Annotated in this window: 24 protein-coding genes; 6 read left to right on the top strand and 18 right to left on the bottom strand. The window is 71.1% G+C overall.

Annotated elements, in window-relative coordinates:
• From Q8S40_RS07625 to purH, 8 genes are all read right to left on the bottom strand, one after another.
• On the bottom strand, nt 1-852 hold an 852-nt coding region (locus tag Q8S40_RS07625; RefSeq protein WP_305669903.1), incomplete at its 3' end, for an aminotransferase class III-fold pyridoxal phosphate-dependent enzyme.
• On the bottom strand, nt 845-1,237 hold the full coding sequence (locus Q8S40_RS07620; protein WP_305669902.1) for a RidA family protein: 393 nt from the start codon (nt 1,235-1,237) through the stop codon (nt 845-847). The genes Q8S40_RS07625 and Q8S40_RS07620, both read right to left, overlap by 8 nt.
• A gap of 11 nt (nt 1,238-1,248) precedes the next feature.
• Nucleotides 1,249-2,511, bottom strand: coding sequence for a NupC/NupG family nucleoside CNT transporter (locus Q8S40_RS07615; RefSeq protein ID WP_305669901.1), 1,263 nt, complete (start codon nt 2,509-2,511; stop codon nt 1,249-1,251).
• Nucleotides 2,508-3,485 (bottom strand): DNA recombination protein RmuC, encoded by a 978-nt coding sequence (locus Q8S40_RS07610; protein ID WP_304811138.1) that lies wholly within the window; start codon nt 3,483-3,485, stop codon nt 2,508-2,510. The genes Q8S40_RS07615 and Q8S40_RS07610 overlap by 4 nt, the downstream gene beginning before the upstream one ends.
• A gap of 137 nt (nt 3,486-3,622) precedes the next feature.
• Nucleotides 3,623-4,231 (bottom strand): carbonic anhydrase, encoded by a 609-nt coding sequence (locus tag Q8S40_RS07605; protein WP_304811136.1) that lies wholly within the window; start codon nt 4,229-4,231, stop codon nt 3,623-3,625.
• 18 nt (nt 4,232-4,249) lie between these two features.
• Nucleotides 4,250-4,552 (bottom strand): P-II family nitrogen regulator, encoded by a 303-nt coding sequence (locus Q8S40_RS07600; RefSeq protein ID WP_304811134.1) that lies wholly within the window; start codon nt 4,550-4,552, stop codon nt 4,250-4,252.
• Nucleotides 4,553-4,554: 2 nt separating this feature from the next.
• Nucleotides 4,555-5,502 carry a sodium-dependent bicarbonate transport family permease gene (locus Q8S40_RS07595; protein WP_305669900.1) on the bottom strand — a complete coding sequence of 316 codons (948 nt, stop codon included), beginning with the start codon at nt 5,500-5,502 and terminating at the stop codon, nt 4,555-4,557.
• 104 nt (nt 5,503-5,606) lie between these two features.
• On the bottom strand, nt 5,607-7,181 hold the full coding sequence (purH, locus tag Q8S40_RS07590; protein WP_305669899.1) for a bifunctional phosphoribosylaminoimidazolecarboxamide formyltransferase/IMP cyclohydrolase: 1,575 nt from the start codon (nt 7,179-7,181) through the stop codon (nt 5,607-5,609).
• A 165-nt stretch (nt 7,182-7,346) separates the two neighbouring features.
• Here purH and Q8S40_RS07585 point away from each other — a divergent pair, with 165 nt between their 5' ends.
• The 3 genes from Q8S40_RS07585 to Q8S40_RS07575 all read left to right on the top strand — a co-directional run bounded on the left by Q8S40_RS07585 (nt 7,347) and on the right by Q8S40_RS07575 (nt 10,180).
• A complete protein-coding gene (locus tag Q8S40_RS07585; protein ID WP_305669898.1) occupies nt 7,347-8,168 on the top strand; it encodes an NADPH-dependent oxidoreductase in 822 nt (273 codons plus the stop codon).
• Nucleotides 8,169-8,301: 133 nt separating this feature from the next.
• A complete protein-coding gene (gene ahcY, locus Q8S40_RS07580; protein WP_305669897.1) occupies nt 8,302-9,717 on the top strand; it encodes an adenosylhomocysteinase in 1,416 nt (471 codons plus the stop codon).
• Between the two features lie 115 nt (nt 9,718-9,832).
• Entirely contained in the window at nt 9,833-10,180 is a 348-nt protein-coding gene (locus Q8S40_RS07575) for a hypothetical protein (RefSeq protein ID WP_305669896.1), read from the top strand.
• A gap of 28 nt (nt 10,181-10,208) precedes the next feature.
• On the opposite strand, the gene Q8S40_RS07570 is transcribed toward Q8S40_RS07575, so the two are convergent.
• The 7 genes from Q8S40_RS07570 to Q8S40_RS07540 all read right to left on the bottom strand — a co-directional run bounded on the left by Q8S40_RS07570 (nt 10,209) and on the right by Q8S40_RS07540 (nt 16,904).
• Nucleotides 10,209-11,084, bottom strand: coding sequence for a hypothetical protein (locus Q8S40_RS07570; RefSeq protein WP_305669895.1), 876 nt, complete (start codon nt 11,082-11,084; stop codon nt 10,209-10,211).
• Nucleotides 11,085-11,133: 49 nt separating this feature from the next.
• Nucleotides 11,134-12,261: a glycosyltransferase family 4 protein gene (locus tag Q8S40_RS07565; protein WP_305669894.1), complete on the bottom strand. Its 1,128-nt coding sequence runs from the start codon at nt 12,259-12,261 to the stop codon at nt 11,134-11,136.
• Between the two features lie 37 nt (nt 12,262-12,298).
• On the bottom strand, nt 12,299-13,984 hold the full coding sequence (locus tag Q8S40_RS07560) for a heparinase II/III family protein (RefSeq protein ID WP_305669893.1): 1,686 nt from the start codon (nt 13,982-13,984) through the stop codon (nt 12,299-12,301).
• Entirely contained in the window at nt 13,981-14,649 is a 669-nt protein-coding gene (gene rpe / locus Q8S40_RS07555; RefSeq protein WP_305669892.1) for a ribulose-phosphate 3-epimerase, read from the bottom strand. The genes Q8S40_RS07560 and rpe overlap by 4 nt, the downstream gene beginning before the upstream one ends.
• A 111-nt stretch (nt 14,650-14,760) precedes the next feature.
• Nucleotides 14,761-14,991 carry a hypothetical protein gene (locus tag Q8S40_RS07550; protein ID WP_305669891.1) on the bottom strand — a complete coding sequence of 77 codons (231 nt, stop codon included), beginning with the start codon at nt 14,989-14,991 and terminating at the stop codon, nt 14,761-14,763.
• Nucleotides 14,992-15,027: 36 nt separating this feature from the next.
• The gene (locus Q8S40_RS07545) at nt 15,028-15,495 is read right to left on the bottom strand and encodes an Lrp/AsnC family transcriptional regulator (RefSeq protein WP_304811116.1); all 468 of its coding nucleotides are present in this window, start codon (nt 15,493-15,495) and stop codon (nt 15,028-15,030) included.
• Between the two features lie 86 nt (nt 15,496-15,581).
• Complete coding sequence (locus tag Q8S40_RS07540) at nt 15,582-16,904, bottom strand: RsmB/NOP family class I SAM-dependent RNA methyltransferase (protein WP_305669890.1); 1,323 nt, start codon at nt 16,902-16,904, stop codon at nt 15,582-15,584.
• Nucleotides 16,905-16,953: 49 nt separating this feature from the next.
• Between Q8S40_RS07540 and Q8S40_RS07535 the strand changes: the two genes are divergently transcribed.
• Both Q8S40_RS07535 and Q8S40_RS07530 read left to right on the top strand, forming a co-directional pair.
• A complete protein-coding gene (locus Q8S40_RS07535; protein WP_305669889.1) occupies nt 16,954-18,633 on the top strand; it encodes a glycosyltransferase family 39 protein in 1,680 nt (559 codons plus the stop codon).
• Nucleotides 18,630-19,235, top strand: a complete 606-nt coding sequence (locus Q8S40_RS07530) for a DedA family protein (protein WP_304811110.1) — start codon at nt 18,630-18,632, stop codon at nt 19,233-19,235. Before Q8S40_RS07535 ends, Q8S40_RS07530 begins: the two co-directional genes overlap by 4 nt.
• A gap of 1 nt (nt 19,236) precedes the next feature.
• Here the strand turns inward: Q8S40_RS07530 and Q8S40_RS07525 are convergent, their stop codons facing one another.
• Nucleotides 19,237-19,524 (bottom strand): hypothetical protein, encoded by a 288-nt coding sequence (locus Q8S40_RS07525; RefSeq protein ID WP_305669888.1) that lies wholly within the window; start codon nt 19,522-19,524, stop codon nt 19,237-19,239.
• A gap of 102 nt (nt 19,525-19,626) precedes the next feature.
• The gene (htpX, locus tag Q8S40_RS07520) at nt 19,627-20,574 is read right to left on the bottom strand and encodes a zinc metalloprotease HtpX (RefSeq protein WP_304811106.1); all 948 of its coding nucleotides are present in this window, start codon (nt 20,572-20,574) and stop codon (nt 19,627-19,629) included.
• Nucleotides 20,575-20,656: 82 nt separating this feature from the next.
• Between htpX and Q8S40_RS07515 the strand changes: the two genes are divergently transcribed.
• On the top strand, nt 20,657-20,974 hold the full coding sequence (locus Q8S40_RS07515) for a DUF1674 domain-containing protein (RefSeq protein ID WP_305669887.1): 318 nt from the start codon (nt 20,657-20,659) through the stop codon (nt 20,972-20,974).
• Between the two features lie 251 nt (nt 20,975-21,225).
• Here Q8S40_RS07515 and Q8S40_RS07510 read toward each other — a convergent pair whose 3' ends face one another.
• Complete coding sequence (locus tag Q8S40_RS07510) at nt 21,226-22,395, bottom strand: MFS transporter (protein ID WP_304811102.1); 1,170 nt, start codon at nt 22,393-22,395, stop codon at nt 21,226-21,228.
• Nucleotides 22,396-22,478: the final 83 nt, after the last annotated feature.

Genomic DNA, 22,478 nt, shown 5'->3' with positions numbered 1-22,478 from the left:
CAGGATGCCGCCGATCGGCTGGTAGCCGCCGCCGAGACCCTTGGCGATCACCTGGATGTCCGGCGTGACGCCTTCCTGTTCCCAGGCATGCATGGTGCCGGTGCGGCCCATGCCGCACATCACCTCGTCCAGGATCAGCAGCGCGCCATGCCGGTCGCAGACCGCGCGCATGGCGGCGAAGTAGCCGGGCAGGGCGGTGACGCAGCCGAGCGTGGCGCCGACCACCGGCTCCGCGATGAAGGCGATCACGCTGTCCGGGCCGAGGCGCTGGAATTCCGCCTCCAGCTCCGCCGCCAGGCGGGCGACGTAATCCGCATCCGATTCCGCCGCGCCACGGTCGCGATAGGCGTAGCAGGGCGCGACATGGCTGAAGGCGTCGGACAGGATCGGCTGGTAGATCGCCTTCCGCATCGCATTGCCGCCGGCCGCCAGCGCGCCGAGGGTATTGCCGTGATAGCTCTGCCGCCGCGCGATGTATTTCTGGCGGTTCGGCTGGCCGATTTCCCAGAAATACTGGCGGGACAGCTTCAGGGCGGCTTCCATCGCCTCCGAGCCGGAGGAGCACAGGTAAAGCTGACTCAGCCCGCCCGGCTCGCCTTCCAGCACCAGATCGGCCAGCGCCTCCGCGCTTTCGCAGGAATACAGCGCGGTGTGGGCGTAGGTCAGCCTGTCCATCTGCGCGCGCATCGCCTCCAGCACGCGGGGATGGCCATGGCCGAGGCAGGCCACCGCGGCGCCGCCGGAGCCATCGATGATGGTCTTTCCGTTGGAGTCATGGAGGAAGATGCCCTCGCCGCGCAGGGCGAGCGGCGGGTCCTGCCGCAAATTGCGCTGGATCAGGTGGCTACGCATGGGTGGTCTCTCCGGCCAGGGCGATGCAGGCGAAGGCGACGCGGGCTTCGGTCGGCACGCCGAAGCGCGCGGTGTGGCGCGCCGGCAGACCGTTCGGGAAATGCTTCACATATTCGGCGTTGAGCGCGGCGTAATCGGCCGGGTCGGTGATCAGCATGGTCATCTGCACCACGCGGTCCAGGCTGCTGCCCGCGGCGGCCAGGATGGTGGCGACCTTGGCCAGGGCGTTCCGCACCTCCTCCGCCGGCGTCGCGCCGCGCAAAATGCCGTTGGCCGGGTCGTGCGGGGCGGAATGGCCGGAGACGAACACCATCCCGCCGACGCGCGTCGCCTCGCTGAAGGGGCGGGGCGAGCCGGGGGGTGGCGGGCCGAAGATCTCGAACATGGTCTTCCCTCTCAGGGTGGCGTCAGCAGCCCGACCACCGCGCCCGTCATGCAGCAGGCGATGGTGGCCGCCAGCAGCGCCGGCAGGCCGAGCTTCACGATATCCGCGCGGCGTTCCGGGCACATCGCCACCATGCCGCCCAGCATGATGCCCAGCGATGCGAAGTTGGTGAAGCCGCACAGCGCATAGGTCAGGATCAGCCGCGATCTTTCGCTCAGCCCCAGCCCGCCGGATTGCGCGAGTTCGAGATAGGCGACGAATTCATTGATCACGAGCTTGGTGCCGAGCGAGGCGGCGACCACCCCGGCCTGCTCCGCCGGGATGCCCATGGCAAAGGCCAGCGGCCAGAACAGCGTGGCGCCAATGGCCTGCAAGGTCAGCCCGGTCAGCGGCTCCAGCACCATGTTCGCCAGCGCCACCAGGGCCACGAAGACGATCAGCGTCGCCATGATGCCGAGCAGCAGGGTCAGGCCATCCTGCGTGCCGCGCATCAGCGCCTCCATCGTGCTGTCATACAGCCGTGGCGCAGCGGTGGCCTGTTCCAGCGCATCCGGTTCCAGCGCATCGGGCGCGGCCTGCGCCGGGCGCATCAGCAGCGCCACCAGCACGGCGGCAGGCGCCGAGATCAGGCTGGCGGTCAGCAACTGGCCGGCGGCATCCGGCACCACCGGGGCGATGATCACGGCGTAGACCACCAGCATGTTGCCGGCGATGGTGGCCAGCCCCGCGGTCATCACCACGAACATCTCGCTGGCCGAAAGCCGCGCCAGCCAGGGCCGCACCAGCAACGGCGCCTCCACCATGCCGACGAAGACATTGGCCGCGGTGGCTAAGCCGGCGGCGCCGCCCAGGCCGAAGGCGCGCGTCAGCAGCCGCGCCAGCGCCTGCACGATCACCGGGATGACGCGCCAATGGTACAGCACCGCGGCCAGCGCGCCGACCACGAGCACCAGTGGCAGGCCCTGGAAGAACAGGATGAAGCCGGCGCCGGGGAAGGGCTCCGTGAAGGGCAATGGCCCGCCGCCGAGATAGCCGAAGACGAAGCTGGTGCCGGCGCGCGTGGCGGCCGCCAGCGCTTCCACCGCGCGGCTGAGCAGGGCGAAGCCGGCCCGCAGCGGCGGGATGTGCAGCAGCGCCGCGGCGAACAGGATCGGCAGCCCCAGCCCCGCCAGCAGGACGCGCCAGGAGACGCGCCGCTGGAAGCCGCCGAGCGCCCAGGCGAGCGCGGTGAGCGCCAGCAGGCCGAGGCCGGATTGGATTTGCAGCGCGCTCATTCAGCGGCTCTCCGCGTGACGTCTTCCGGGATATCCAGCGCGCGGATCGTCTCGCTGCGGCGGATGATCTTCTCCGCGGTGATCTCGATATCCCGCACATCCTGCTGCATGTTCGCGAAATGCCCGCGCAGCGCGCCGATGCGGCGTTCGAGGCGCGCGGTATCCTCCGCCAGCGCCTCCACCTCATGCCGGATGCGCCGCGCCTCATCCTGCAAGCGCGCATCGCGCAGCAGGCCGCGCATGGTGTTGAGCACCGCCCAGAGGCTTGAGGGGCCGACGATATGCACGCCGCGCCGCGCCGCCTCCGCCACCAGATCGGCATGGGCGGCATGCAGCGTGGCGTGCACCGCCTCGGATGGCAGGAACATCAGCGCGCCTTCCGCCGTCTCCCCGGGGATCAGGTATTTCTGGGAGATATCGGCGACATGGCGGCGGATATCGGCGGTGAAGCGACGGGTGGCCAGGGTGCGCGCACCGGCATCCGGCGCGTCCTGCATCGCAGCCCAGGCCTCCAGCGGAAACTTGCTGTCCACCGCGATGGGGCCGGGCGGGAAGGGCAGGCGGATCAGGCAGTCGCAGCGCGTGCCGTTGGACAGCGTGTGCTGCCAGGCGAAGCCGGAGGGCGGCAGCCGGTCCGCCACCAGGTCCCGCAACTGCACCTCCCCCAGCGCACCGCGGGCCTGCTTGTTGCCGAGCACGGCGGCGAGCGAGGTCACCTGGCTGCCCAGCGCCTCGATGTTCTGGCGCGCGGCGTCGATCACGGACAGGCGTTGCTGGATGGCGGTGGCGCTGGCCTGGCTGCGCTCCGCGGCGGCATCCAGCCGCGTGCCCAGCGCACGCTCCTGCTCCCGCATCCGGTCCTCGGACAGGCGGGCGAGGCGGTCCTGCGCGGCGGCCAGCGCCTCCATCATCGCGCCGAGCCGTGCCAGATCCTCCCCACGCCGGCCGCGCAGGGCAAGCAGCAGCAGCAGCAAGGCAAGGCCCAGCGCGCCACCGATGAGCGCAAGCGGCAGCCAGTCGGGCAGGGAGAATCCTTTCGCGAATCGGGATGCGCGGCGCGCAGCTTCGCATCCCGGCGAAGCCGCTGGCTATGCCGCGGCGAACTCGTTGGCTATGCCGCGGCGAACTCGCCGTTCGCGCCCAGCAGCATCAGCCGCCCGGTCGCCACCCCGAAATGCGCGCCCTGCAAGGTCAGTCCGCCCGCGGCCACCGCCTGCGCCACCCAGGGAAAGGTCATGAGGTTGGCGAGCGACAGGCGCACCGCCTCCAGCTCGCACGCCTCCTGCGCCTGTTCCACCGGCATGCAGGCCAGCACGCGGCTGCGGGCCTCGGCGGCGATCCCCATCCAGGCCGGCATGAAGTCCCGTGCCTCCGGCGGGGCGCCGCGCAGCAGGGCGGTGACGCCGCCGCACATGGCATGGCCCATCACCAGGATATGGGAGACCTGCAGGACCCGCACGCCGAATTCCAGCGCCGCGCTGGTGCCGTGATAGGTGCCGTCCGGCGTGTAGGGCGGCACGAGATTGGCCACGTTGCGCACCACGAACAGCTCCCCCGGCCCGGCCCCGAAGATCACGGCCGGGTCCACCCGGCTGTCCGAACACGCGATGACCATGGTGTGCGGGCGCTGGCCGAGGGAGGCCAGTTCCTCGAAGCGCGCGCGCGCCTCGGGCCAGGTGTCGGCGCGGAACCGGCGATAACCGTCGATCAGCCTTTGCATGCGGTATCCGGGTCCTGGTCAGAAATGGTCGGCGCGCAGCACGGTGCAGTCGGTGATGCTGACGATGGCCGGGCGGGCGCCCAGCAGGTCGTCGCTCGCCTCCATCACCCGCGCCGTCACCGCCTCGCTGGTGATGCAGAGGATGACGACGTTGTCGAGCACGCCCGAAAGGTCGCCTCCCTGCCGCACCCCCTGGTGGCCGCGCCCCGCGAGCACCGGCAGGATGGTCCATCCGGTGGCGCCGAGGCGGTCGAGCAGGCTGGTCACTTCCTCCGCACGCACGCGTTCGACCACGATCTCGATGCGCTTGCGGTTGTGCATGGTCAGCCCCCGGCCAGTTTCACCCAGAGCGGAATGCCCACCAGGATGTTGAAGGGAAAGGACACGGCGACGGAGAGCGTGACATACACCCCCGCATCCGCGCGCGGCAGGGCCAGGCGCATCGCCGCCGGCACCGCGATATAGCTGGCCGAGCCGGACAGCACCGCCATCAGCGCCACGCCCCCGGTCGACAGGCCGATGGCCTGGGCGCCCAGCAGCCCGGCCGCGCCGCCGATCAGCGGCATGACGATGCCGAAGCCGACCAGCCCCCAGGACAGGCCCCGCCCGCCGGCGCGCAGCTGGCGCACCGCCATCAGCCCCATCTCCAGCAGGAACAGGCAGAGCGCGCCGGGGAACAGTGCCTCGGTGAAGGGGGCGAGTTGCTGGCGGCCCGGGGCGCCGGCCAGGAAGCCGATCAGGAAGCTGCCGAGCAGCAGCACCACCGGCCCGTTCAGCAGCACCTCATGCGCCAGTTTCCCCGCGTTCAGCCGGGGCTGGGCGGAGGTGGCGCCGGTTCCTGTGCTGCCACCGGTGCCGATCCGGGCCAGCAGCAGCGCCGTCAGGATGGCCGGCGTTTCCATGGCGGCCAGGATGGCGGGCATGAAACCCTCCTGCGCCACGCCCAGCGTCGTCAGCGTGCCGGCCGCGGCCGCATAGGTGACGACGGAGACGGAGCCGTAATGGCCGGAGATGGCGGCGGCGGTGTCACGGTCGATCCGCAACGCGCCGCGCAGGAACAGGAAGGCGGGCAGCGGCAGCAGGAAGGACAGGCCGATGCCGAGCGCCAGCGCCGGCCACAACCCCTCCGCCGCGCCAGGGCTGGCCAGCGCCGCCCCGCCCTTCAGGCCGATCGCGACCATCAGGTAGATGGACAGGGCGCGGGCCAGCGCCTCCGGCACCGAAAGATCGGCGCGCAACAGCCCGGCGGCAAAGCCAAGGGCGAAGAACATGACGGGCGGGGGGAGGAGGGCGAGGAGGTCGGGCACCGGCGCCATCTGGCTCAGCGGCCCGGCCGAGGGAAGCCGGCCGGGCGCACTGATTGGATTTGGACGTCCTAGTGACGAAAATGCCGCATGCCGGTGAAGACCATGGCGAGGCCGGCCTTGTCCGCCGCCGCGATCACCTCCGCATCCCGCATCGACCCGCCCGGCTGGATCACCGCGCTGGCGCCGGCGGCGGCGGCCGTCTCAAGCCCATCGGCGAAGGGAAAGAAGGCGTCGGAGGCGACGACGGAGCCTTCCGCCAGCGGCCGGTCCAGCCCGGCCGCCTTGGCCGCGGCCTCCGACTTCCAGGCGGCGATGCGGCTGCTTTCCACGCGGTTCATCTGCCCGGCGCCGATGCCTACGGTGGCAAGGTTCTTGGCATAGACGATGGCGTTGGACTTCACATGCTTGCAGACCCGGAAGGCGAAGATCAGGTCCTGCAATTCCTGATGCGTCGGCTGCCGCCGCGTCACCACCTTCAACTGTTCCAGGCTCACCCGCCCGGCATCACGCGACTGCGCCAGGAAGCCGCCGGCCACCGACTTGAAGGTGGTGCCCGGCGCCGCCGGGTCCGGCAGCGCGCCGGTCAGCAGCAAACGCAAATTCTTCTTGCGGGCGAAGATGGCGCGCGCGGCGGCATCGGCATCCGGCGCCACCACCACCTCGGTGAAGATCGCCGTGATGCGCTCGGCGGCCTCGGCATCCAGCACGCGGTTGGCGGCGACGATGCCGCCGAAGGCGGAGACCGGGTCGCAGCGCAAGGCCGCATCCCAGGCGGCGCCGAGGCTTTCGGCTTCCGCCACGCCGCAGGGGTTGGCGTGCTTGACGATGACGATGGCCGGCTGATCGAATTCGGCGACGCATTCGAAGGCGGCGTCGGTGTCGTTCAGGTTGTTGTAGGACAGCTCCTTGCCCTGGATCTGCGCGGCGGTGGCCAGGCCCGGTCGCATGCTGCCATCGGTGTAGAAGCCGGCGCGCTGGTGCGGGTTCTCGCCGTAGCGCAGCGTCTGGCGCAGCAGGCCGGCGGTGGACAGGCGCTGGGGGAATTCCTCGCCATTCTGGGCCGCGAACCAGGTGCTGATGGCGCTGTCATAGGCTGCGGTGCGGGCGAAGGCGGCCTGGGCCAGGCGGCGGCGCAGCGCCAGGGTGGTGCCGCCCTTTGCCAGTTCGGCCTGCACCTCCGCCAGCTGCCCCGGCTCCGTGACGACGACAACCGAGGAAAAATTCTTCGCCGCCGAGCGGATCATCGCCGGGCCGCCGATATCGATGTTCTCGATGCAATCCTCGAAGCTGGCGCCTTTCGCGACCGTCGCCTCGAAGGGGTAGAGGTTCACCGCCACCAGATCGATCGGCGCGATGCCGTGCTCGGCCATCTGCGCCAGATGCGCTGGCTGGTCGCGCCGGCCGAGCAGCCCGCCATGCACCTGCGGCACCAGCGTCTTCACCCGGCCATCGAGGATCTCGGGGAAGCCGGAATGCTCCGCCACATCCTTCACCGGGATGCCGGCGATGCGCAGCGCCTGGGCGGTGCCGCCGGTGGACAGGATCTCGGCGCCATGGGCGACGAGCAGGCGGGCGAAATCCACGATGCCCGTCTTGTCGGAGACGGAGAGCAGGGCGCGGCGGATGGGGGTGGTGTCGGACATGATGCGGCAGGACCTGGCAGCTTTTCGTGCCGGGGTATGGACCCGGCGCCGGGCCGCTTCAACCGATCCCTCGGGGTGGCTGCCCTGCGTGACCCCCCGGGCTGGCACTGGACCTCACTGGCCGATCCACGTTACGCGGCTGCCAGATGTTGAGGAGTTGCCACCATGGACCAGTCCCCGATCGAGACCGTTCGCGCCCGCTACGGCGCCGGCGCCGGCCCGGATACGGCGCTGGAGGCGACGAACCCGGTGCTGGAGACGATGCTGAACCACCGCTCCATCCGCAGCTTCACGGCGGAGAAGCTGGCGCCCGGCACGCTGGAGACGCTGGTGGCCGCGGCGCAATCCGCCCCCACCTCCTCCAACCTGCAGGCCTGGTCCGTGGTGGCGGTGGAGGATGAGGCGCGGCGCGACCGGCTGGCGGATCTGTGCGGCAAGCAGGGCTTCATCCGCCAGGCGCCGCTGTTCCTGTGCTGGATCGCCGATAATTCCCGCCTGACCCGGCTGGGCGAGGCGCATCAGAAGAAGATGGAGGGGCTGGACTACCTGGAATCCTTCATGGTGGCGCTGGTCGATGCAGCATTGGCCGCGCAGAACGCGCTGGTGGCTGCGGAATCGCTCGGCCTCGGCACCGTCTATATCGGCCAGCTGCGGCAGAGCCCGGAGAAGGTCTCGGCCGAGTTGAACCTGCCGCCCGGCGCCTTCGCCTGTTTCGGCATGGCGGTGGGCCACCCGGCGGTGCAGGGCGCGGTGAAGCCTCGCCTGCCGCAATCCCTGGTGCTGCACCGGGAACAGTATGGCGTGACCGGCGAGGAAACCGCGATCACCGGCTACGACCAGGCGCTGGGCGAATTCTCCGTGGCGCAGGGCATGGGGGCGCAGGATTGGACGCAGCGCATGATGAGCCGCGTCGGCACCGCGGCCGGGCTTTCCGGGCGGCACCGGATGCGGGATGCGCTGACGGCGCTGGGCTTTCCGCTGAAGTAGCAGGCGCCCAGAAGCTGGGCATGTATGGCCAAGATATAAAGATATCCTTATGAGTAGCGGGAAAAGCTTGGCCCTGGGCGCCGCGCATGCTACGCGCCGCCAGCCAAGTCAGACGCGACCCAAAGGATTTTCCATGCCCGACGCCGCCGGCCAGACCCAGGACTTCATCGTCAAGGACCTTTCCCTTGCTGGCTGGGGCCGCAAGGAAATCAACATGGCCGAGGACGAGATGCCCGGCCTGATGGCCGTCCGCGCCGAATACGGCAAGCAGCAGCCGCTGAAGGGCGCCCGCGTCGCCGGCTGCCTGCACATGACCATCCAGACCGCCGTGCTGATCGAGACGCTGAAGCATCTCGGCGCCGATGTCCGCTGGTCCTCCTGCAACATCTTCTCGACCCAGGACCACGCCGCGGCCGCGATCGCCGCCGCCGGCACGCCGGTCTTCGCCATCAAGGGCGAGACGCTGGTCGAATACTGGGACTATGTGCAGAAGACCCTGGAATGGGGTGACGGCGGCACGCCGAACGTGCTGCTCGACGATGGCGGCGACATGACGCTGCTGGTGCATTACGGCCTGCGCGCCGAGCAGGGCGACGTCGCCTTCCTCGAGAAGCCGACGAACGAGGAAGAGGAAGTCTTCTTCGCTCTCATCAAGAAGCTGGTGAAGACGAAGCCGGGCTGGTTCGCGGAACTCGCGAAGAACATCGTCGGCGTCTCCGAGGAGACGACGACCGGCGTGCACCGCCTGTACGTGATGGCGAAGGAAGGCAAGCTGCTGTTCCCGGCGATCAACGTGAACGACAGCGTCACCAAGTCGAAGTTCGACAATCTGTATGGCTGCCGTGAATCGCTGGTGGACGCCATTCGCCGCGGCACGGACGTGATGATGGCCGGCAAGGTCGCAATGGTCGCGGGCTTCGGCGATGTGGGCAAGGGCTCCGCCGCCTCGCTGCGCAATGCCGGTTGCCGCGTCATGGTCTCCGAAGTCGATCCGATCTGCGCGCTGCAGGCGGCGATGGAGGGCTACCAGGTGGTGACCATGGAGGATGCCGCGCCGATGGCCGACATCTTCGTCACCGCCACGGGCAATGTGGACGTCATCACCGCCGACCACATGCGCGCCATGAAGCACCGCGCCATCGTCTGCAACATCGGCCACTTCGACAGCGAGATTCAGGTCGTCGCGCTGCGCAACTACAAGTGGGACAATGTGAAGCCGCAGGTCGATGAGATCGAGTTCCCCGACGGCAAGCGCATCATCCTGCTGTCCGAGGGCCGGCTGGTGAACCTCGGCAACGCCACGGGCCATCCGAGCTTCGTCATGTCCGCGTCCTTCACCAACCAGACGCTGGCGCAGATCGAGCTGTGGGCGAACCCGGGCAAGTACGAGAAGAAGGTCTATGTGCTGCCGAAGCACCTGGATGAGAAGGTCGCCGCACTGCATCTGGCGAAGGTCGGTGCCAAGCTGACCAAGATCACCAAGCAGCAGGCCGACTACATCGGCGTGCCGGAACAGGGCCCCTTCAAGGCCGAGCAGTACCGCTACTGAGCCCCAAGGCGGCCGCCCTTTTCTCATATGGGGAGAGGGTGGCCGCCGCCGCGTGACTTGCATCCTGGCTTGCCTTCGGCGCAAATGCGGCCAGTGTCAGGCAGGGGTCGCCGCCATGTGGGTCTGGGTCGTCATCGCGGTGGTCTTCCTGTTCCTGATCACCCGCACCATGCAGGAAAATGCCAGCAGCACCCGTTCCGGCGCCGCCGCGCTGATCGGCACGGTGGCCGATGGGGCTGCGCTGGTGGCCCTGACGCTGGGCGTCTTCGGACTGCTGCTCGCCCTGGTCTTCGGGGTAATCCCGGGAGGCGGGCCGCGCCTGGCCGGCAGCGGCCTCTATGCCACCCTGCTGTGGAGCGCCGGCCTGCTGGTGGCCGGCGTGTTGCTGATCCTGTTGAGTGGCGGCATCCGCCGCCTGGGCGGCGCGCCCGCTTCGGCGCCGGCCCTGCGCGGCGGGCATTGAAGCCCGCCACGCAGGACCCCTTCAGGCGTCAGCCGTAGCGGCGGCTGGCCAGCAGAAGCGTCTTCCGGGTGCCGACCTTGGCCCCGATCACGGCCGCGGCCGCACCCAGCAGCAGCGTCGCGAAGATCCAGTAGGCGCCGATCGACGCGGCCTGCGCCGTCGCCTCGGCTGCCCGCCGCGCCTCGGTCTCCGCACGCTGCGTCACCTGCGTCGCCTCGGCCTCCAGCTCCGCGATGCGCTGCGCCGCCTGGTCCTGCGGAATGCCGAACTCGACGGCGGCCAGCGCGGTCAGCCGGTCGCGTGCCTCGGGGGTGAAGGCGCCACTGCGGGCGCGCTCGGCCACCAGCCGCGTCATCTCGGCCCGGCGCTGGTCTTCCGTCATGGTGGCCGGGTCGCCGCCGCCCTGCAGGCTGGATTGCAGCCGTTCCGCCAGCGCTTCCGGATCGAAGGTCAGGTTGCCGGCCTGCGGCATGGCTTCCGCCGCGGCGGAGGTTGCGGTGCTGGCCGCGCCCTGCACCAGGGCGCCGACGCCCCGTGCCGTGCCGGCCGCGACATTGCCCAGCAGCACGGCCGAGATCAGGAAGGCGATGGCCCAGACGGACAGGCCGTGCAGCACGCCATCCGTATCATCCGCCGTGCCCGACAGACGGGCCGCGACATAGCCGCCGGCGGCCAGGCCGAGCAGGTTCGAGACCATCAGCCAGGCCGCGCCGGCGATGCCGAAGGTGCTCGCATCCGGCGTCTCGCCGGGGATCGTGGGCTCGATGGTCCCGGCGCCGATGGCGACGCCCAGGATGTTGAACATGGCCCCTACCGTCACGGCGACGAGGCCGCCGGAGAGGATGGCGCCCCATGAGACGCGGGAGGGCAGCTTGTCTGTGGTGGCGACGACGGTCTGCGACATTTTTCTTACTCCGGTGACGCCGCGCCCAACGCCCGGAAGTGGTTGAAGTTCAGGCGGAAGTTGCGCCGGATTCGAGAAGTTCCATGGTGTGGCGCAGAACCTTCACCTCATCGAAGCGCTCCAGCCCGCGCGCCCGGCCGGCCTCGCCCATGCTGCGGCGCAGCCCGGTATCCTCGGCCAATTGCCGCAACGCCTGCGCCAGGGGCGTCACCTGCATCGGCGGCACCAGCAGGCCGGTCTCGCCCGGCACCACCTGTTCGCGCGGGCCGCGGATGTCGGTGGCGACCACCGGCAGGCCGGTCAGCATCGCCTCGATGATCGACATCGGCAGCCCCTCGAAATGCGAGGGCAGGGTGAAGACATCCGCCGCCGCCAGCACCGCCGGCACATCGGTGCGGTAGCCCAGCATCACCAGCCGCCGGCCGAGGATTGCGGCGGCGCGCTGGAAATGCGGCGTCAGATCCTCCCCATGGTCGCTGGCCAGCCGGTTCCCGGCCACCCAAAGCACGCAGTTCGGCGGCGTCTCCGCCATCGCTGCGAGCAACTCACAAAAACCCTTGTGGCGAACCAGGCGGGAGATGGCGACCACCACGCAATCCCCCTCCGCCACGCCCATCTCCGCGCGCAGGCGGGCGCGGGCGGCGGGGTCCGGGCGGAAGCGGGTAGGGTCGCGGCCGTTCAGCACGGCGACGGGGTTGGGGTGGATGCGCAGCCGCCTGGCATCCTCGGCCTCCTCCGCGCTGACGGTCAGGTAGGTCTGGGTGATCCGTCCGGCGGCGCGTTCCAGGCCGAGCGCCAGGCGGCCGCGCCACCAGGGGCCGGGCTGGTTGAACAGGAAGCCGTGGCAGGTATAGGCGATGCGCGGCACGCCGGCGATGCGCGCGGCGGTGCGCGCCAGCAGCCCGCTGATCGGCATGTGGGCGTGCACCATGTCGGGCTTTTCCGCCCGCATCACGGCCACCAGTTCCGCCAGGGCACGGGCCTGTCGCCAAGGGTGCAGGCTGCGGGCGAGCGCCACCGGCACCACCCGGAAGCCCTCCGCCCGCGGCCCTTCCAGCAGCGGCCCTTCGGCGCAGACGCCTACCACCTCATGCCCGCGATCCCGCAGCCCGCGCATCAGCGGCAGGATGAAGTGCAGCAGCGCGAAGTCCACATTGGTGACTTCGAGGATCTTCACGGTGCGAGGTTCAACCCGCATCCAGCCCAGCCAGGCATTACTCCGGCTGCGGCTCTGGCGCTGCCGGGGCGGTCGCGCTGATGCGGGAAAGGGCCCATTGCAGCGCCGTGGCGCCGGCCCCGCTATGCAGCGCCACCTGCTGGCTGCGGCGCGGCTCGCCGCCCAGATAGATGCTCTCCTCGATCGCCACGCGAATATCCTTGCCGACGCGCAGCCGCCAGCCGGCGCCGGAGGGCAGGCGCAGCAGCGCGCCCTGTTCATCCTGTTGCAGGCTGGCGGAGACGGCGGGGTGCAGGTGGAAGCGCACGGTGAAGCCGGGCACCGACACATCCTTGGCGCCTTCCAGCAGATCCTCCCCGATCAGGCTGTCGCCGGAATCGGACAGGAACAGGCGGCGCCGGTGGCGCAGGCCGAATTGCCGCAGCCAGCCATCATGCGTCGCGTCCAGCCACAGCTTGCCGTCTTCCTCGAAGCGATCGGTGGTGACCGTCTCGACCCGCCGGCCGAGGCCCTCCGGCCTGAGTTCGGAGGAATTGGTATCCGCCAGCACCAGGGTGGAATGCGCCGCGGTGGCGCGCAGCGCATCGCGCCATTCGCTCTCGGCGGCAGGCGCCGCGCCGCAGTTGACGATCAGCCTTTCCCGCCCGGCGGACATCTCAAACGCCAGCGTGCCCGCATGAGCGTTGCGGTCGGCGCCGCGCGGCAGGCCGCCGGGGTTGGCCTCGCGCCGGGCCGGGGCGGGGGCGCCGCAATCCATCACCACCAGAGTGCGGCTGGCGGCCAGGCGGTGGAAGCCGGTATCCGGCAATTGCATCGGCGCCCGGCCGCGCGACTGGCCCTGGGTCAGCACCAGGTCGATGAAGGCGGCCTGTTCGTCGCGCGTGCCGTTGAACAGCGCGAGGCCGCCATCCGCATGGCGCATCATCCGCAGCGCCGGCGCGGCGCGGTCCAGCGTGGTGGCGAGCTGGGGCGGCGCCTCCACGCCTGCACCATGCAGCAGGTTGCGGATCTCGATCAGATCCTGCACGGCGGCAAGCTGCACGCCGGGGCTGCGTTCCACATGGCCGCCATCCGGGCGGAACTGCCGTTCCAGCTCCTGCGGCAGGAAGCGGACGCAGCGGGCCAGCCAGGTTTCCTCCTCCAGCGCTACCGCGCCGGCCATGCCGCCCTTGAGTGCGACCAGCGCGCCGCGATGCGCGGCCTCCGCCGGCAGGCCGGCGACCACGCCGCGGGTATCCTGCGCCAGCCGCTGCATCAGCTGGCGGCGCAGCCCGTCCTCCGCCGTCGCGGCCAGGAAATCCCAATGGCCGAGCCAGGCGGAAATCCGCGCACCGGCCACGTCCGGCGCATCCGCGAGCGGGTCATGCGCGCCATGCGCCAGCCAATCCGCCGTCAGCGCCCGGCCGCGCAGCCGCGCCGCATCGGTGCCCAGCGCGCGCAGGTCGCGCAGCCAGGCGAAGGCATGGGCGGCGGCGTACCAGGTCTGGCTGCCGCCGGGTTGGGCGGGGCTCCAATCGGGGCGGGCGGGGGCTTCCTCGCCATCCTGCGGGCGCAGCGGGCGGGTGGTGCCGAAGGCCTCGAATTCACCGCGCAGCAGGCGCGCGCCGCGCGCGGCATCGCCGGGCCAGAGGTCGCGGAAGGACCGGGCCGGGCCGTCCGGCACCTTGATCGGCTTGAGGTTGGCGATGATGCGGCGTGCGCCGCGCAGGACCCCCCCGATCATTTGGCGTTCCCTCCTCCGCGCAGCGCCGCGATTGCAGCTGCGTAGTCCGACGTGCCGAAGACGGCGGTGCCGGCGACCAGCACATCCGCCCCGGCGGCGAGGCAATCCGGCGCCGTGGCGGCGGTGACGCCCCCATCCACCTGCAGCGCGATCGGCCGGCCCGTCGCGTCGATCATCGCCCGCAGCGCCGCGATCCTGGCGATCTGGCTGCGGATGAAGGATTGCCCGCCGAAGCCGGGGTTCACCGACATCACCAGCACCAGGTCGCACAGCTCGATCACCGGGGCCACGGCCTCCAGCGGCGTGCCGGGGTTCAGCACCACGCCGGCCTGCTTGCCGAGTGCGCGGATGGTCTGCAGCGAGCGGTGCAGATGCGGCCCGGCCTCCGGATGCAGGCTGATCAGGTCGGCGCCCGCTTCCGCGAAGGCGGCGAGGTAGGGATCGGCCGGCGCGATCATCAGATGCACGTCGAAGAACAGGGCGGAGGATTTCCGCAGCGCCTTCACCAGCCCGGGGCCGAAGGAGATGTTGGGCACGAAATGCCCATCCATGATGTCGAGATGCAGCCAATCGGCGCCTGCGGCCTCGATGGCGGCGACTTCCTGGCCGAGCCGGGTGAAATCGGCGGCGAGCAGGGACGGGGCGATGCGGATGGGTGCGGACATGTCCCAGCGGTTCTAGCCTTCGCCGCCCCCCGGGGGAACCGGCCCCCGTCGCAATAACGGGAGGGTTCAACGCCGCCCGGCCGCGCTTTCGCCTGGAGTCAGCCCCTGGCGCTATGTACGTCGCAGGGTCGGTCCCGGTTCCCGCTCAGGCGGCAGGCGCCCGGGGGGCGGCTCGCGCCAGGGTGCACCCTCGGCCGGGAGGCCCGGGGCGGGGCAGTTGCGCGGCGTGGAACATTCGCCGTGCAGATACCGGATGATGGGCATCTGCTGGATGCGCGGCCAGCCGAACCACAGCGCCGCGACCAGCAGCACCGCGAGGATCAGCCAGTCCTGCCGCCGCATTGAACCGCCCCCAGCCAGATCATGGTCAGATCGGGGTCAGATCGGCAGCGCCGTGGTGCTTTTCACCCGTTCCATGGCGAAGCGGCCGGTGACCTTGCGCAGCGACGGCACGGCGGCGACGAAGCGGCGGTAGAAGGCATCGTAGCCGGCCATGTCTGGCACCACGACGCGCAACAGGTAGTCCACATCGCCGCCGAGCCGCCAGCATTCCACGATCTCCGGCAGGCTGGCGACGGCATCCGCGAAGCGGGCGATCCAGTCGCCGGAATGGTCGCCGGTTTCCACCGCGACGAAGACCGAAATCGGCAGGCCGACCCGGGCGGGATCGACCAGCGCGACGCGGCCGGTGATGACGCCGGCTTCCTCCATCCGGCGGATGCGCTTCCAGCAGGGGGTTGGCGTCAGCCCCACCTCCTGCGCGATCTCCGCCAGGGAACGGGATGAATCCTGCATGATCAGGCGCAGGATCTCGCGGTCGATACGGTCCAGCTCGGCGGCAGCCATGATGTGTCGTTCATCCCGATTATACAGGATAAGTAGCACGTCTATCTCCCGCGCCAAGACTGGGGCGTGGGTGATGGAAGGTCCTGCTATGCGCGCCGGAAGCGTGCGGCGAAGAACCCGTCGATGCCGCCCAGCTCCGGCCACATGTCCGGCCGGGTCCGCAGCGTGCCGCCGCGCACCAGCGCGGTGCGCAGCCCGGGCAATTCGGTCGGTGCGATCGGGTCCGGCACCAGGCCGAGCGCGGCGGCGCGCGCCAGATGCGCCTCCCCCTCCTCCGGCTGCAGCGAGCAGGTGGTGAGCACCAGCCGCCCGCCGGGGCGCAGCAGCTTCGCCGCCTGCGCCAGCAGCCGCGCCTGCGCTTCGACCAGCGCCACCACATCCTTCGGCCGCTTCAGATGCGGGATGTCCGGGTGGCGGCGGATGATGCCGGTGGCGGAACAGGGGGCATCCAGCAGCACGGCGTCGAAACCGGCCTCCGCCGGCATCCAGTGCGCCGCATCGGCTTCCTCCACGGTGACGGACAGCTTGAGGCGGGCCAGATTCTCCCGCAGCCGCGCGGCGCGCTTGGGGTCGCGCTCCACCGCCGTCACCACGCCGCCGGCGGTTGCGAGCTGCGCGGTCTTGCCGCCGGGCGCGGCGCACAGATCCGCCACGCGCTCGCCCGGCTTCACCGCCAGCAGGCGGGCGGGCAGGGCGGCGGCGGCGTCCTGCACCCAGAAGGCCCCCTCCGCCAGGCCGGGGAGATCCGTCACGCGGGTGCCCTCGGGCAGGCGCCAGGACCCGGTGGGGAGTTCGATCGCGCCTTCGGGCGGGGTGGCGCCGGGGGCGAGCGTCAGATCCAGCGGCGCGGCGGATTGATGCGCGCGGGCGATGGCGCGCACGCCCCCCGGCCCATAGGCGGCGTGCCAGGCGGACCAGAGCCAGGGCGGCGTATCCAGCCTTTCCCGGTCCAGCCCCTCGTAGATTTCGGCGCCCTCGGTCGCGACCTTGCGCAGCACGGCGTTCACCAGCCCGGCAAAGGGCCGCGGCACCACGGCGACGGTGGCGGCCACCGCCGCATGGGCCGGCGTGCCGAGCACCAGAAGCTCCGCCGCCCCCATGCGCAGCGCGGCACGCACCACGGGTGGCGGTTCGCGCCGCAGATGCGGCTCCAGCACCGCATCCAGGCTGCCGGCATGGCGCAGCACGGCGGCGGCCAGGCGATGCGCCGCGGCGCGGTCGCGCGGCTCGATCGCGGCCGGAAGCTGGTCCAGCGCCTCCTCCAGCGGGCGGCGGCGGTCGAACACGGCGGCGAGCAGCAGCAGCGCGGCAGACCGTGTGCCGGGTGGCGGCGCGCCGCGGTTGGCGCGGGCATTCGGGGGCTTGGCGACCCGCCTGGTGGCGGCGTCCGGGGGATTTGTGGGGGGCATGTGGTGGGGTTTATGGCCGCCTGCCGCGCGCCATGCTAGGGCCGCGCGCATGCAGGCGCTTCGCGATTTTCTCGACCGGCTGCCGGAGACGCGGCGCCCGCTTCCCTGGCTTGCGCTGCTGTGCCTGCTGCTGTGGCTGCCGGGCTTCTTCAGCATCCCCGCCGGCGACCGCGACGAAAGCCGCTTCGCCCAGGCCAGCCGGCAGATGGTCGAGACCGGCGACCTGGTCCGCATCCGCTTCGGCGAGGTCGAGCGCAACAAGAAACCCGCCGGCATCCACTGGCTCCAGGCCGGATCGGTGCGGGTGGTGGAGGCGCTGCGGATCGGCGACCGCGACGACATCTGGGCCTATCGCATCCCGTCCTTGGCCGGCGCCCTGCTGGCGGTGCTGGCGACCGCGCAGCTCGGGCGGGCGCTGGTCGGGCGCAGGGCGGCCTTCCTCGGCGCGGTGATGCTGGCGGGCTGCTTCGTGCTGGGCGTCGAGACCCATATCGCCAAGACCGATGCGGCGCTGCTCGGCACCATCGTCGTCGCCATGGGGCTGATGGGGCGGGCCTATGTGCGGCCGGGCGGCTTCGGCGCCGGGGCGGCTGCGGCCTTCTGGCTGGTGCTGGGCGTGTCCATTCTGCTGAAGGGTCCGATCGGGCCGCTTGTCGCGGCGCTCGCCGCACTCACCTTGGCCATGGCCGATCGCGCCTGGACCGCCGGCGCCCCCTGGTTGCGCGCGCTGCGGCCGGCCTGGGGCGTGCCGCTGATGGTGCTGGCCGCCGCCCCCTGGTTCATCGCGGTCACCATCGCGACGGAAGGCCGTTTCCTGACCGAGGCGCTGGGCGGCGACATGCTGAGCAAGGTCGGCGGCGCCGATGAGAACCATTGGGGCCCGCCCGGCTATTACCTGCTGAGCTTCGGCATCGCCGCCTTCCCCGCCGCCTTCCTGGTGCTGCGCGCGGCGCCGGGCGTCTGGGCGGACCGGCTGCAGCCGGGCACGCGCTACCTGCTCGCCTGGGCGATTCCCGCTTGGCTGATGTTCGAGGCGGTGACCACCAAGCTGCCGCATTACGTGATGCCGACCTACCCGGCCCTGATGCTGCTGGCCGCCGCCTGGGCGCTGGACCCGCTGCGCCGGGCGCCGCCGCGCTGGCTGGCGCTGCTGGCGACGGCGGGCGCCATCGCCACCGCGATCGGGCTTGGCGTGGCGTCCGCCGTGCTGCCGGTGCTGGCGGATGGGGCGGTGGACCCGCTGTCGCTGCTCGGCCTGCCGGCGGCGGCGATCTTCGCCTGGGGCCTGCTGCGGATGCTGCGGGAAGGCGCCCCGGCACGCGCCGCGCTGCTCGCCGTGCTGCTGGCGGTGCCGTTGCAGGCTGTGGCGCTTGGCCTGGTGCTGCCGCGGCTCGAGGCGCCCTGGATCTCGCCGCGGCTCGCCGAGGCGGTGCGCCTTGCCGCGCCCGGTCTGCCGGATGACCGCTTCGGCGTGGTCGGCTACCATGAGCCATCGCTGCTGTTCGCGATGGGCGGGGAAATCCGGCTGCTGCGCGACGCCGCCGCGGCGGTGGATTTCCTGGCCGGCGAGCCGGGGCGGCTGGTGGCGGTGGGCGACCGGGACCTGGCCCGCTTCCAGGCGGATGCCGCCACCCGCGGCCTGGCGGTGGCCGGGCATGGCACCGTCTCCGGCTTCAACTATTCACGCGGCCGCCGTGTCGCCCTCACGCTGTATCGGATTGCGCCATGATCGAGTGGGTAACGGGCATTGTCGCCGCCGGTGGCTGGCCGGGCGTGATGGCGCTGATGTTCCTGGAGAATCTGTTCCCGCCGATCCCGTCGGAGGTGATCATGCCGCTGGCGGGCTTCGCCGCGGCGCGGGGCCAGATGTCGCTGCCGCTGGCGCTGATCGCCGGCGTGGTCGGCACGCTGCTGGGCAATGCCGTCTGGTACGAACTGGCGCGCGCCATCGGCGCCGACCGCATCCGTCCGATGGTGGGCCGCTACGGCCGCTGGTTCGCGGTGGGGGAGGATGATCTGCGCAAGGCGGAAGCGACGCTGGCGAAATACGGCCCCGTCGCCCTGTCCTTCGGCCGGCTGCTGCCGGGCATCCGCACCCTGATCTCCATCCCCGCCGGGCTGATCCGCATTCCGCGGCCGGTCTTCTACCTGTGGACCACCATGGGCACCGCCGTCTGGATCACCTTCCTGACCATGGCCGGCTACATGCTGGAGGACCAGTATGAGCGGATCGAGGGCTGGCTGGAGCCGCTGGCCTATGTCGTCGTCGGCGGCTTCATCGCCACCTATGTCTGGCACATCTGGAGCACGCGGGTGCGCCGGAAGCCCTGATCTAGCGGCGGCGGATCACCGCGGGAACGGCGAGCCGGACCGGTACCGGCCTGCCGCGCGGGCGCGGCGGCGGGTCCGGCGTTGCCAGCAGCATGGTCGCCACGCCGATCTGCACGGCGCCGAAGGTCATGCCGAGGAAAACCCAGAGCAGCGCCGCCGGCCACCAATGCCCGGCGGCCCCCAGCAGCAGGCTGCGCGCATCGCCCGGATCGGCCAGCAGCAGCCCCGCCATGGCCAGCGTCGCGATGCCGAAGCCCACGGCACACTGGACGAGGACAAGGCGGATCAAGCGGGGCATCCTTCGCCAGAACAAGGGTCGCATGGCGGAACCTCCATGAAGGGAGAGGCTCCACCCAACGCCTCGCGCCGTCCGCAGGTTGCGGCCATCGCCTCAGCCCCAGGGGTTGCGGCGCGGCGGGTTGCTCCAGGGGCCGGGCCGGGCGGGTGCCGGGCGCGGGGCAGCCTGCCGCGGCGCCGGCCCGGAAGGCGGGCGCATCTGGCCGGCCAGCGCCCGCAGCGCGGCGACGCGGTTTTCCGTCTTCGGATGGGTGGAGAACAGGCCATCCATGCGCAGGCCGGATAGTGGGTTGATAATGAACATATGCGCCGTCGCCGGATTGGCCTCGGCGGCCTGGTTGATGCGACCGGCCTTGTAGCCTTCCAGATGCAGCAGGGCGGAGGCCAGGCCCTCGGCATCGCCGGCGATCTCGGCACCCGCACGGTCCGCCTCATATTCGCGCGAGCGGCTGATCGCCATCTGCACCACCATGGCGGCCAGCGGGGCGAGCACGATCATCAGGATGGTGCCGATCATGCCGAACGGGTTCTGGCGGTTGTCGCCACGGCCGAACAGGAAGCCGAACTGCGCCAGCATGCCGATGGCGCCCGCGATGGTCGCCGTCATGGTCATGATCAGCGTGTCGCGGTTCTTGATGTGGGCCAGCTCATGCGCGATCACGCCCGCCACCTCGCGCTCCGGCATCATGTCCAGCAGGCCGGTGTTCAGCGCCACCGCCGCGCGGTCCGGGCTGCGGCCGGTGGCGAAGGCGTTGGGCTGGTCTTCATGGATGACATACAGCGCCGGCATCGGCAGCCCGGCATTGGCCGCCAGCTGCTGGGTCATCTGGTACAGGCGCGGTGCATCATTCGGCCCGATCGGCTGCGCGTTGTGCATCCGCAGCAGCATGCGGTCGCTGTTCCACCAGGCGAAGACGTTCATGCCGCAGGCGACCAGGAATGCGATCACCATGCCCTGCTGCCCGCCGATCATGAAGCCGACGCCGACGAACAGGGCGGTCATGCCCGCCAGCAGGATCGCCGTCCGCAGATAGCCGCTCATCTCGTGTCCATTCCTCCGCGCAAATCTCCGCCGATGCCCCGTGGGCCCTCCGAAGCGGACCGGGACCACCTACATGTGGGGTATGAGCAACGCGAATCACGAGGGGCGGCTTCTGCCGCCCGACAGCAAGACCCTTTTTGCCCAGCAGGTGCCCCTGCCGCCGCCGGAGCCGCCAACCGCGCCGCCGGGCATGCCGGTGCCGGAGGTGCCGCCCGCACCGGTCGAGCCGCCGCCGGATGGCATCCCGATCCCCGGCGATGCGCCGCCGCCGCCGGTCGGCGATCCGCCGGCCGAAAAGCCGATCCGCCTGGCGCTGCCGCCCGAGATCGGCGGGCCGAAGGGGCCGGAGCCGACGCGCTATGGCGACTGGGAACAGAAGGGCCGCGTCACCGACTTCTGAGCGTGGGCGGCGTGTTCCCCGTCCCGGCCGCGACTCGGCCGCGACTCGGGGAACGCGCTTGTGGCCCGGCGGCAGGGCGGCCCCCAGGGCTTGTGGTGTGGGAACAAAGTCGCCGCGTCAGCGATTCGTTCCTGCGACTCGGGCCAGCCGGTTGTTTTGTAACGCGGTGTGACCGGACCGAGGCGGCCTGATTCACCCTGCGTTCCAGTCAGGGGGCGAATCGCGAACCGGAACATCGGCCGCCCGGCGGCTCACCGACCGCGGCGGGACAGCCAGAAACCCAGCCCGAGCACGCCCACGCCGGCGATCACCAGCGCCGCTTCGGCGCCGATCACCGCCCGGCCACCGCCCATGACGGCCGGACCAAGCGACTGGCCGAGGAAGAAGCTGAAGGCGTGCAGCGCCACCGCGCTGCCCCGCGCCATCGGCGCCACCTCCGTCACCCGGGTCTGGATCGAGCTGTGCATCATGTAGAAGCCGAGCCCGAGCAGCAGGCAGCCCGCCACCAGAACTGCCGCATGCGGCGCCGCCGCCTGGGCCACCAGGCCCAGCGCCGCCAGCACGCCACCCAGCAGCACCATGCGGGACTGGCCCATGCGCCGCAGCATCAGCCCGGCGAGGGCCGCGAAGACGAAGCCGCCAATGCCGAAGGCGGCCACCGCGAAGCCGGCTTCCGCCACGCCGCCCTGGCCGCGTTCGGCCAGCAGCGGCGCGATGAAGGGGAAGATGCCGAAGATCAGCATCCCTTCCAGGAACACGCAGGCATACAGCACGCGCGCCGCCGGCAGGGCGATGATCTGGCGGTAGCGTTGCAGCGAATCCGCCAGGTTCAGCTTCGGCCCGCGCAGTTCCGGCTTGCCGGGAGGCGACCGCAGCATCGGGATCGCGGCCAGCGCCGCGGCGGCGCAGACCAGCGTCACGCCGCGCCAGCCGATCCAGGGCTCGAGCGCCGCGGACAGCAGGGCGCCGCCGGCCGAGCCGGTCAGCCCCGCCACCAGCAGCCGCGACAGCGCCACCTGCCGGCGTTCCATCGGCACATGGTCGCCGATCGCGGCGATGGCGAGCGGGAAGATGCCGCCCGCCGCGGCCCCGGCCAGCACCCGCAGCACGGTCAGCGTGCCGAGGTCCGGCGCCAGGGCGGCGGCGGCCAGCGCGACCGCCAGCGCCACCAGGCACAGCCGGATGACCCGCCGCTTGCCCGCCGCATCGCCCAGCGGCCCGAGCACCGGCTGCACCAGCGCATAGGGCAGCGCGAAGGCGGTGGACAGCAGCGCGATGGTGGCGGGGCTGGCCATGAAATCCTGCGCCAGAACACCGACCAGCGGGTCATAGGCGCGGGTGGCTAGGTTCGAGGCCAGGCAGGCAAGGCCGAGCACGAGGATCAGGCGGCGGGTCTGTCGCCTATCGGGAGGTTCGGCCATCGAGCCGGATGCTGCGGTCAGGCGCGCCGTTCCGCAACAGCGCCGTATGCAACCCTGATCGGCGGCGAAAGGTTAAGAGATTA

This window comes from Falsiroseomonas sp. (genome assembly GCF_030695085.1).
In the GTDB taxonomy this organism is placed as follows: domain Bacteria; phylum Pseudomonadota; class Alphaproteobacteria; order Acetobacterales; family Acetobacteraceae; genus Falsiroseomonas.
This window is presented reverse-complemented; position numbering and strand designations above follow the sequence as displayed.

Excerpts from the sequence above, each read along its gene's own strand:
- Q8S40_RS07620 (WP_305669902.1), bottom strand. The coding sequence starts at position 1,237 with ATGTTCGAGATCTTCGGCCCGCCACCCCCCGGCTCGCCCCGCCCCTTC.
- Q8S40_RS07615 (WP_305669901.1), bottom strand. The coding sequence starts at position 2,511 with ATGAGCGCGCTGCAAATCCAATCCGGCCTCGGCCTGCTGGCGCTCACC.
- Q8S40_RS07605 (WP_304811136.1), bottom strand. The coding sequence starts at position 4,231 with ATGCAAAGGCTGATCGACGGTTATCGCCGGTTCCGCGCCGACACCTGG.
- Q8S40_RS07600 (WP_304811134.1), bottom strand. The coding sequence starts at position 4,552 with ATGCACAACCGCAAGCGCATCGAGATCGTGGTCGAACGCGTGCGTGCG.
- Q8S40_RS07595 (WP_305669900.1), bottom strand. The coding sequence starts at position 5,502 with ATGTTCTTCGCCCTTGGCTTTGCCGCCGGGCTGTTGCGCGCCGATCTT.
- purH (WP_305669899.1), bottom strand. The coding sequence starts at position 7,181 with ATGTCCGACACCACCCCCATCCGCCGCGCCCTGCTCTCCGTCTCCGAC.
- Q8S40_RS07585 (WP_305669898.1), top strand. The coding sequence starts at position 7,347 with ATGGACCAGTCCCCGATCGAGACCGTTCGCGCCCGCTACGGCGCCGGC.
- ahcY (WP_305669897.1), top strand. The coding sequence starts at position 8,302 with ATGCCCGACGCCGCCGGCCAGACCCAGGACTTCATCGTCAAGGACCTT.
- Q8S40_RS07575 (WP_305669896.1), top strand. The coding sequence starts at position 9,833 with ATGTGGGTCTGGGTCGTCATCGCGGTGGTCTTCCTGTTCCTGATCACC.
- Q8S40_RS07570 (WP_305669895.1), bottom strand. The coding sequence starts at position 11,084 with ATGTCGCAGACCGTCGTCGCCACCACAGACAAGCTGCCCTCCCGCGTC.
- Q8S40_RS07560 (WP_305669893.1), bottom strand. The coding sequence starts at position 13,984 with ATGATCGGGGGGGTCCTGCGCGGCGCACGCCGCATCATCGCCAACCTC.
- rpe (WP_305669892.1), bottom strand. The coding sequence starts at position 14,649 with ATGTCCGCACCCATCCGCATCGCCCCGTCCCTGCTCGCCGCCGATTTC.
- Q8S40_RS07550 (WP_305669891.1), bottom strand. The coding sequence starts at position 14,991 with ATGCGGCGGCAGGACTGGCTGATCCTCGCGGTGCTGCTGGTCGCGGCG.
- Q8S40_RS07545 (WP_304811116.1), bottom strand. The coding sequence starts at position 15,495 with ATGGCTGCCGCCGAGCTGGACCGTATCGACCGCGAGATCCTGCGCCTG.
- Q8S40_RS07540 (WP_305669890.1), bottom strand. The coding sequence starts at position 16,904 with ATGCCCCCCACAAATCCCCCGGACGCCGCCACCAGGCGGGTCGCCAAG.
- Q8S40_RS07535 (WP_305669889.1), top strand. The coding sequence starts at position 16,954 with ATGCAGGCGCTTCGCGATTTTCTCGACCGGCTGCCGGAGACGCGGCGC.
- Q8S40_RS07530 (WP_304811110.1), top strand. The coding sequence starts at position 18,630 with ATGATCGAGTGGGTAACGGGCATTGTCGCCGCCGGTGGCTGGCCGGGC.
- htpX (WP_304811106.1), bottom strand. The coding sequence starts at position 20,574 with ATGAGCGGCTATCTGCGGACGGCGATCCTGCTGGCGGGCATGACCGCC.
- Q8S40_RS07515 (WP_305669887.1), top strand. The coding sequence starts at position 20,657 with ATGAGCAACGCGAATCACGAGGGGCGGCTTCTGCCGCCCGACAGCAAG.
- Q8S40_RS07510 (WP_304811102.1), bottom strand. The coding sequence starts at position 22,395 with ATGGCCGAACCTCCCGATAGGCGACAGACCCGCCGCCTGATCCTCGTG.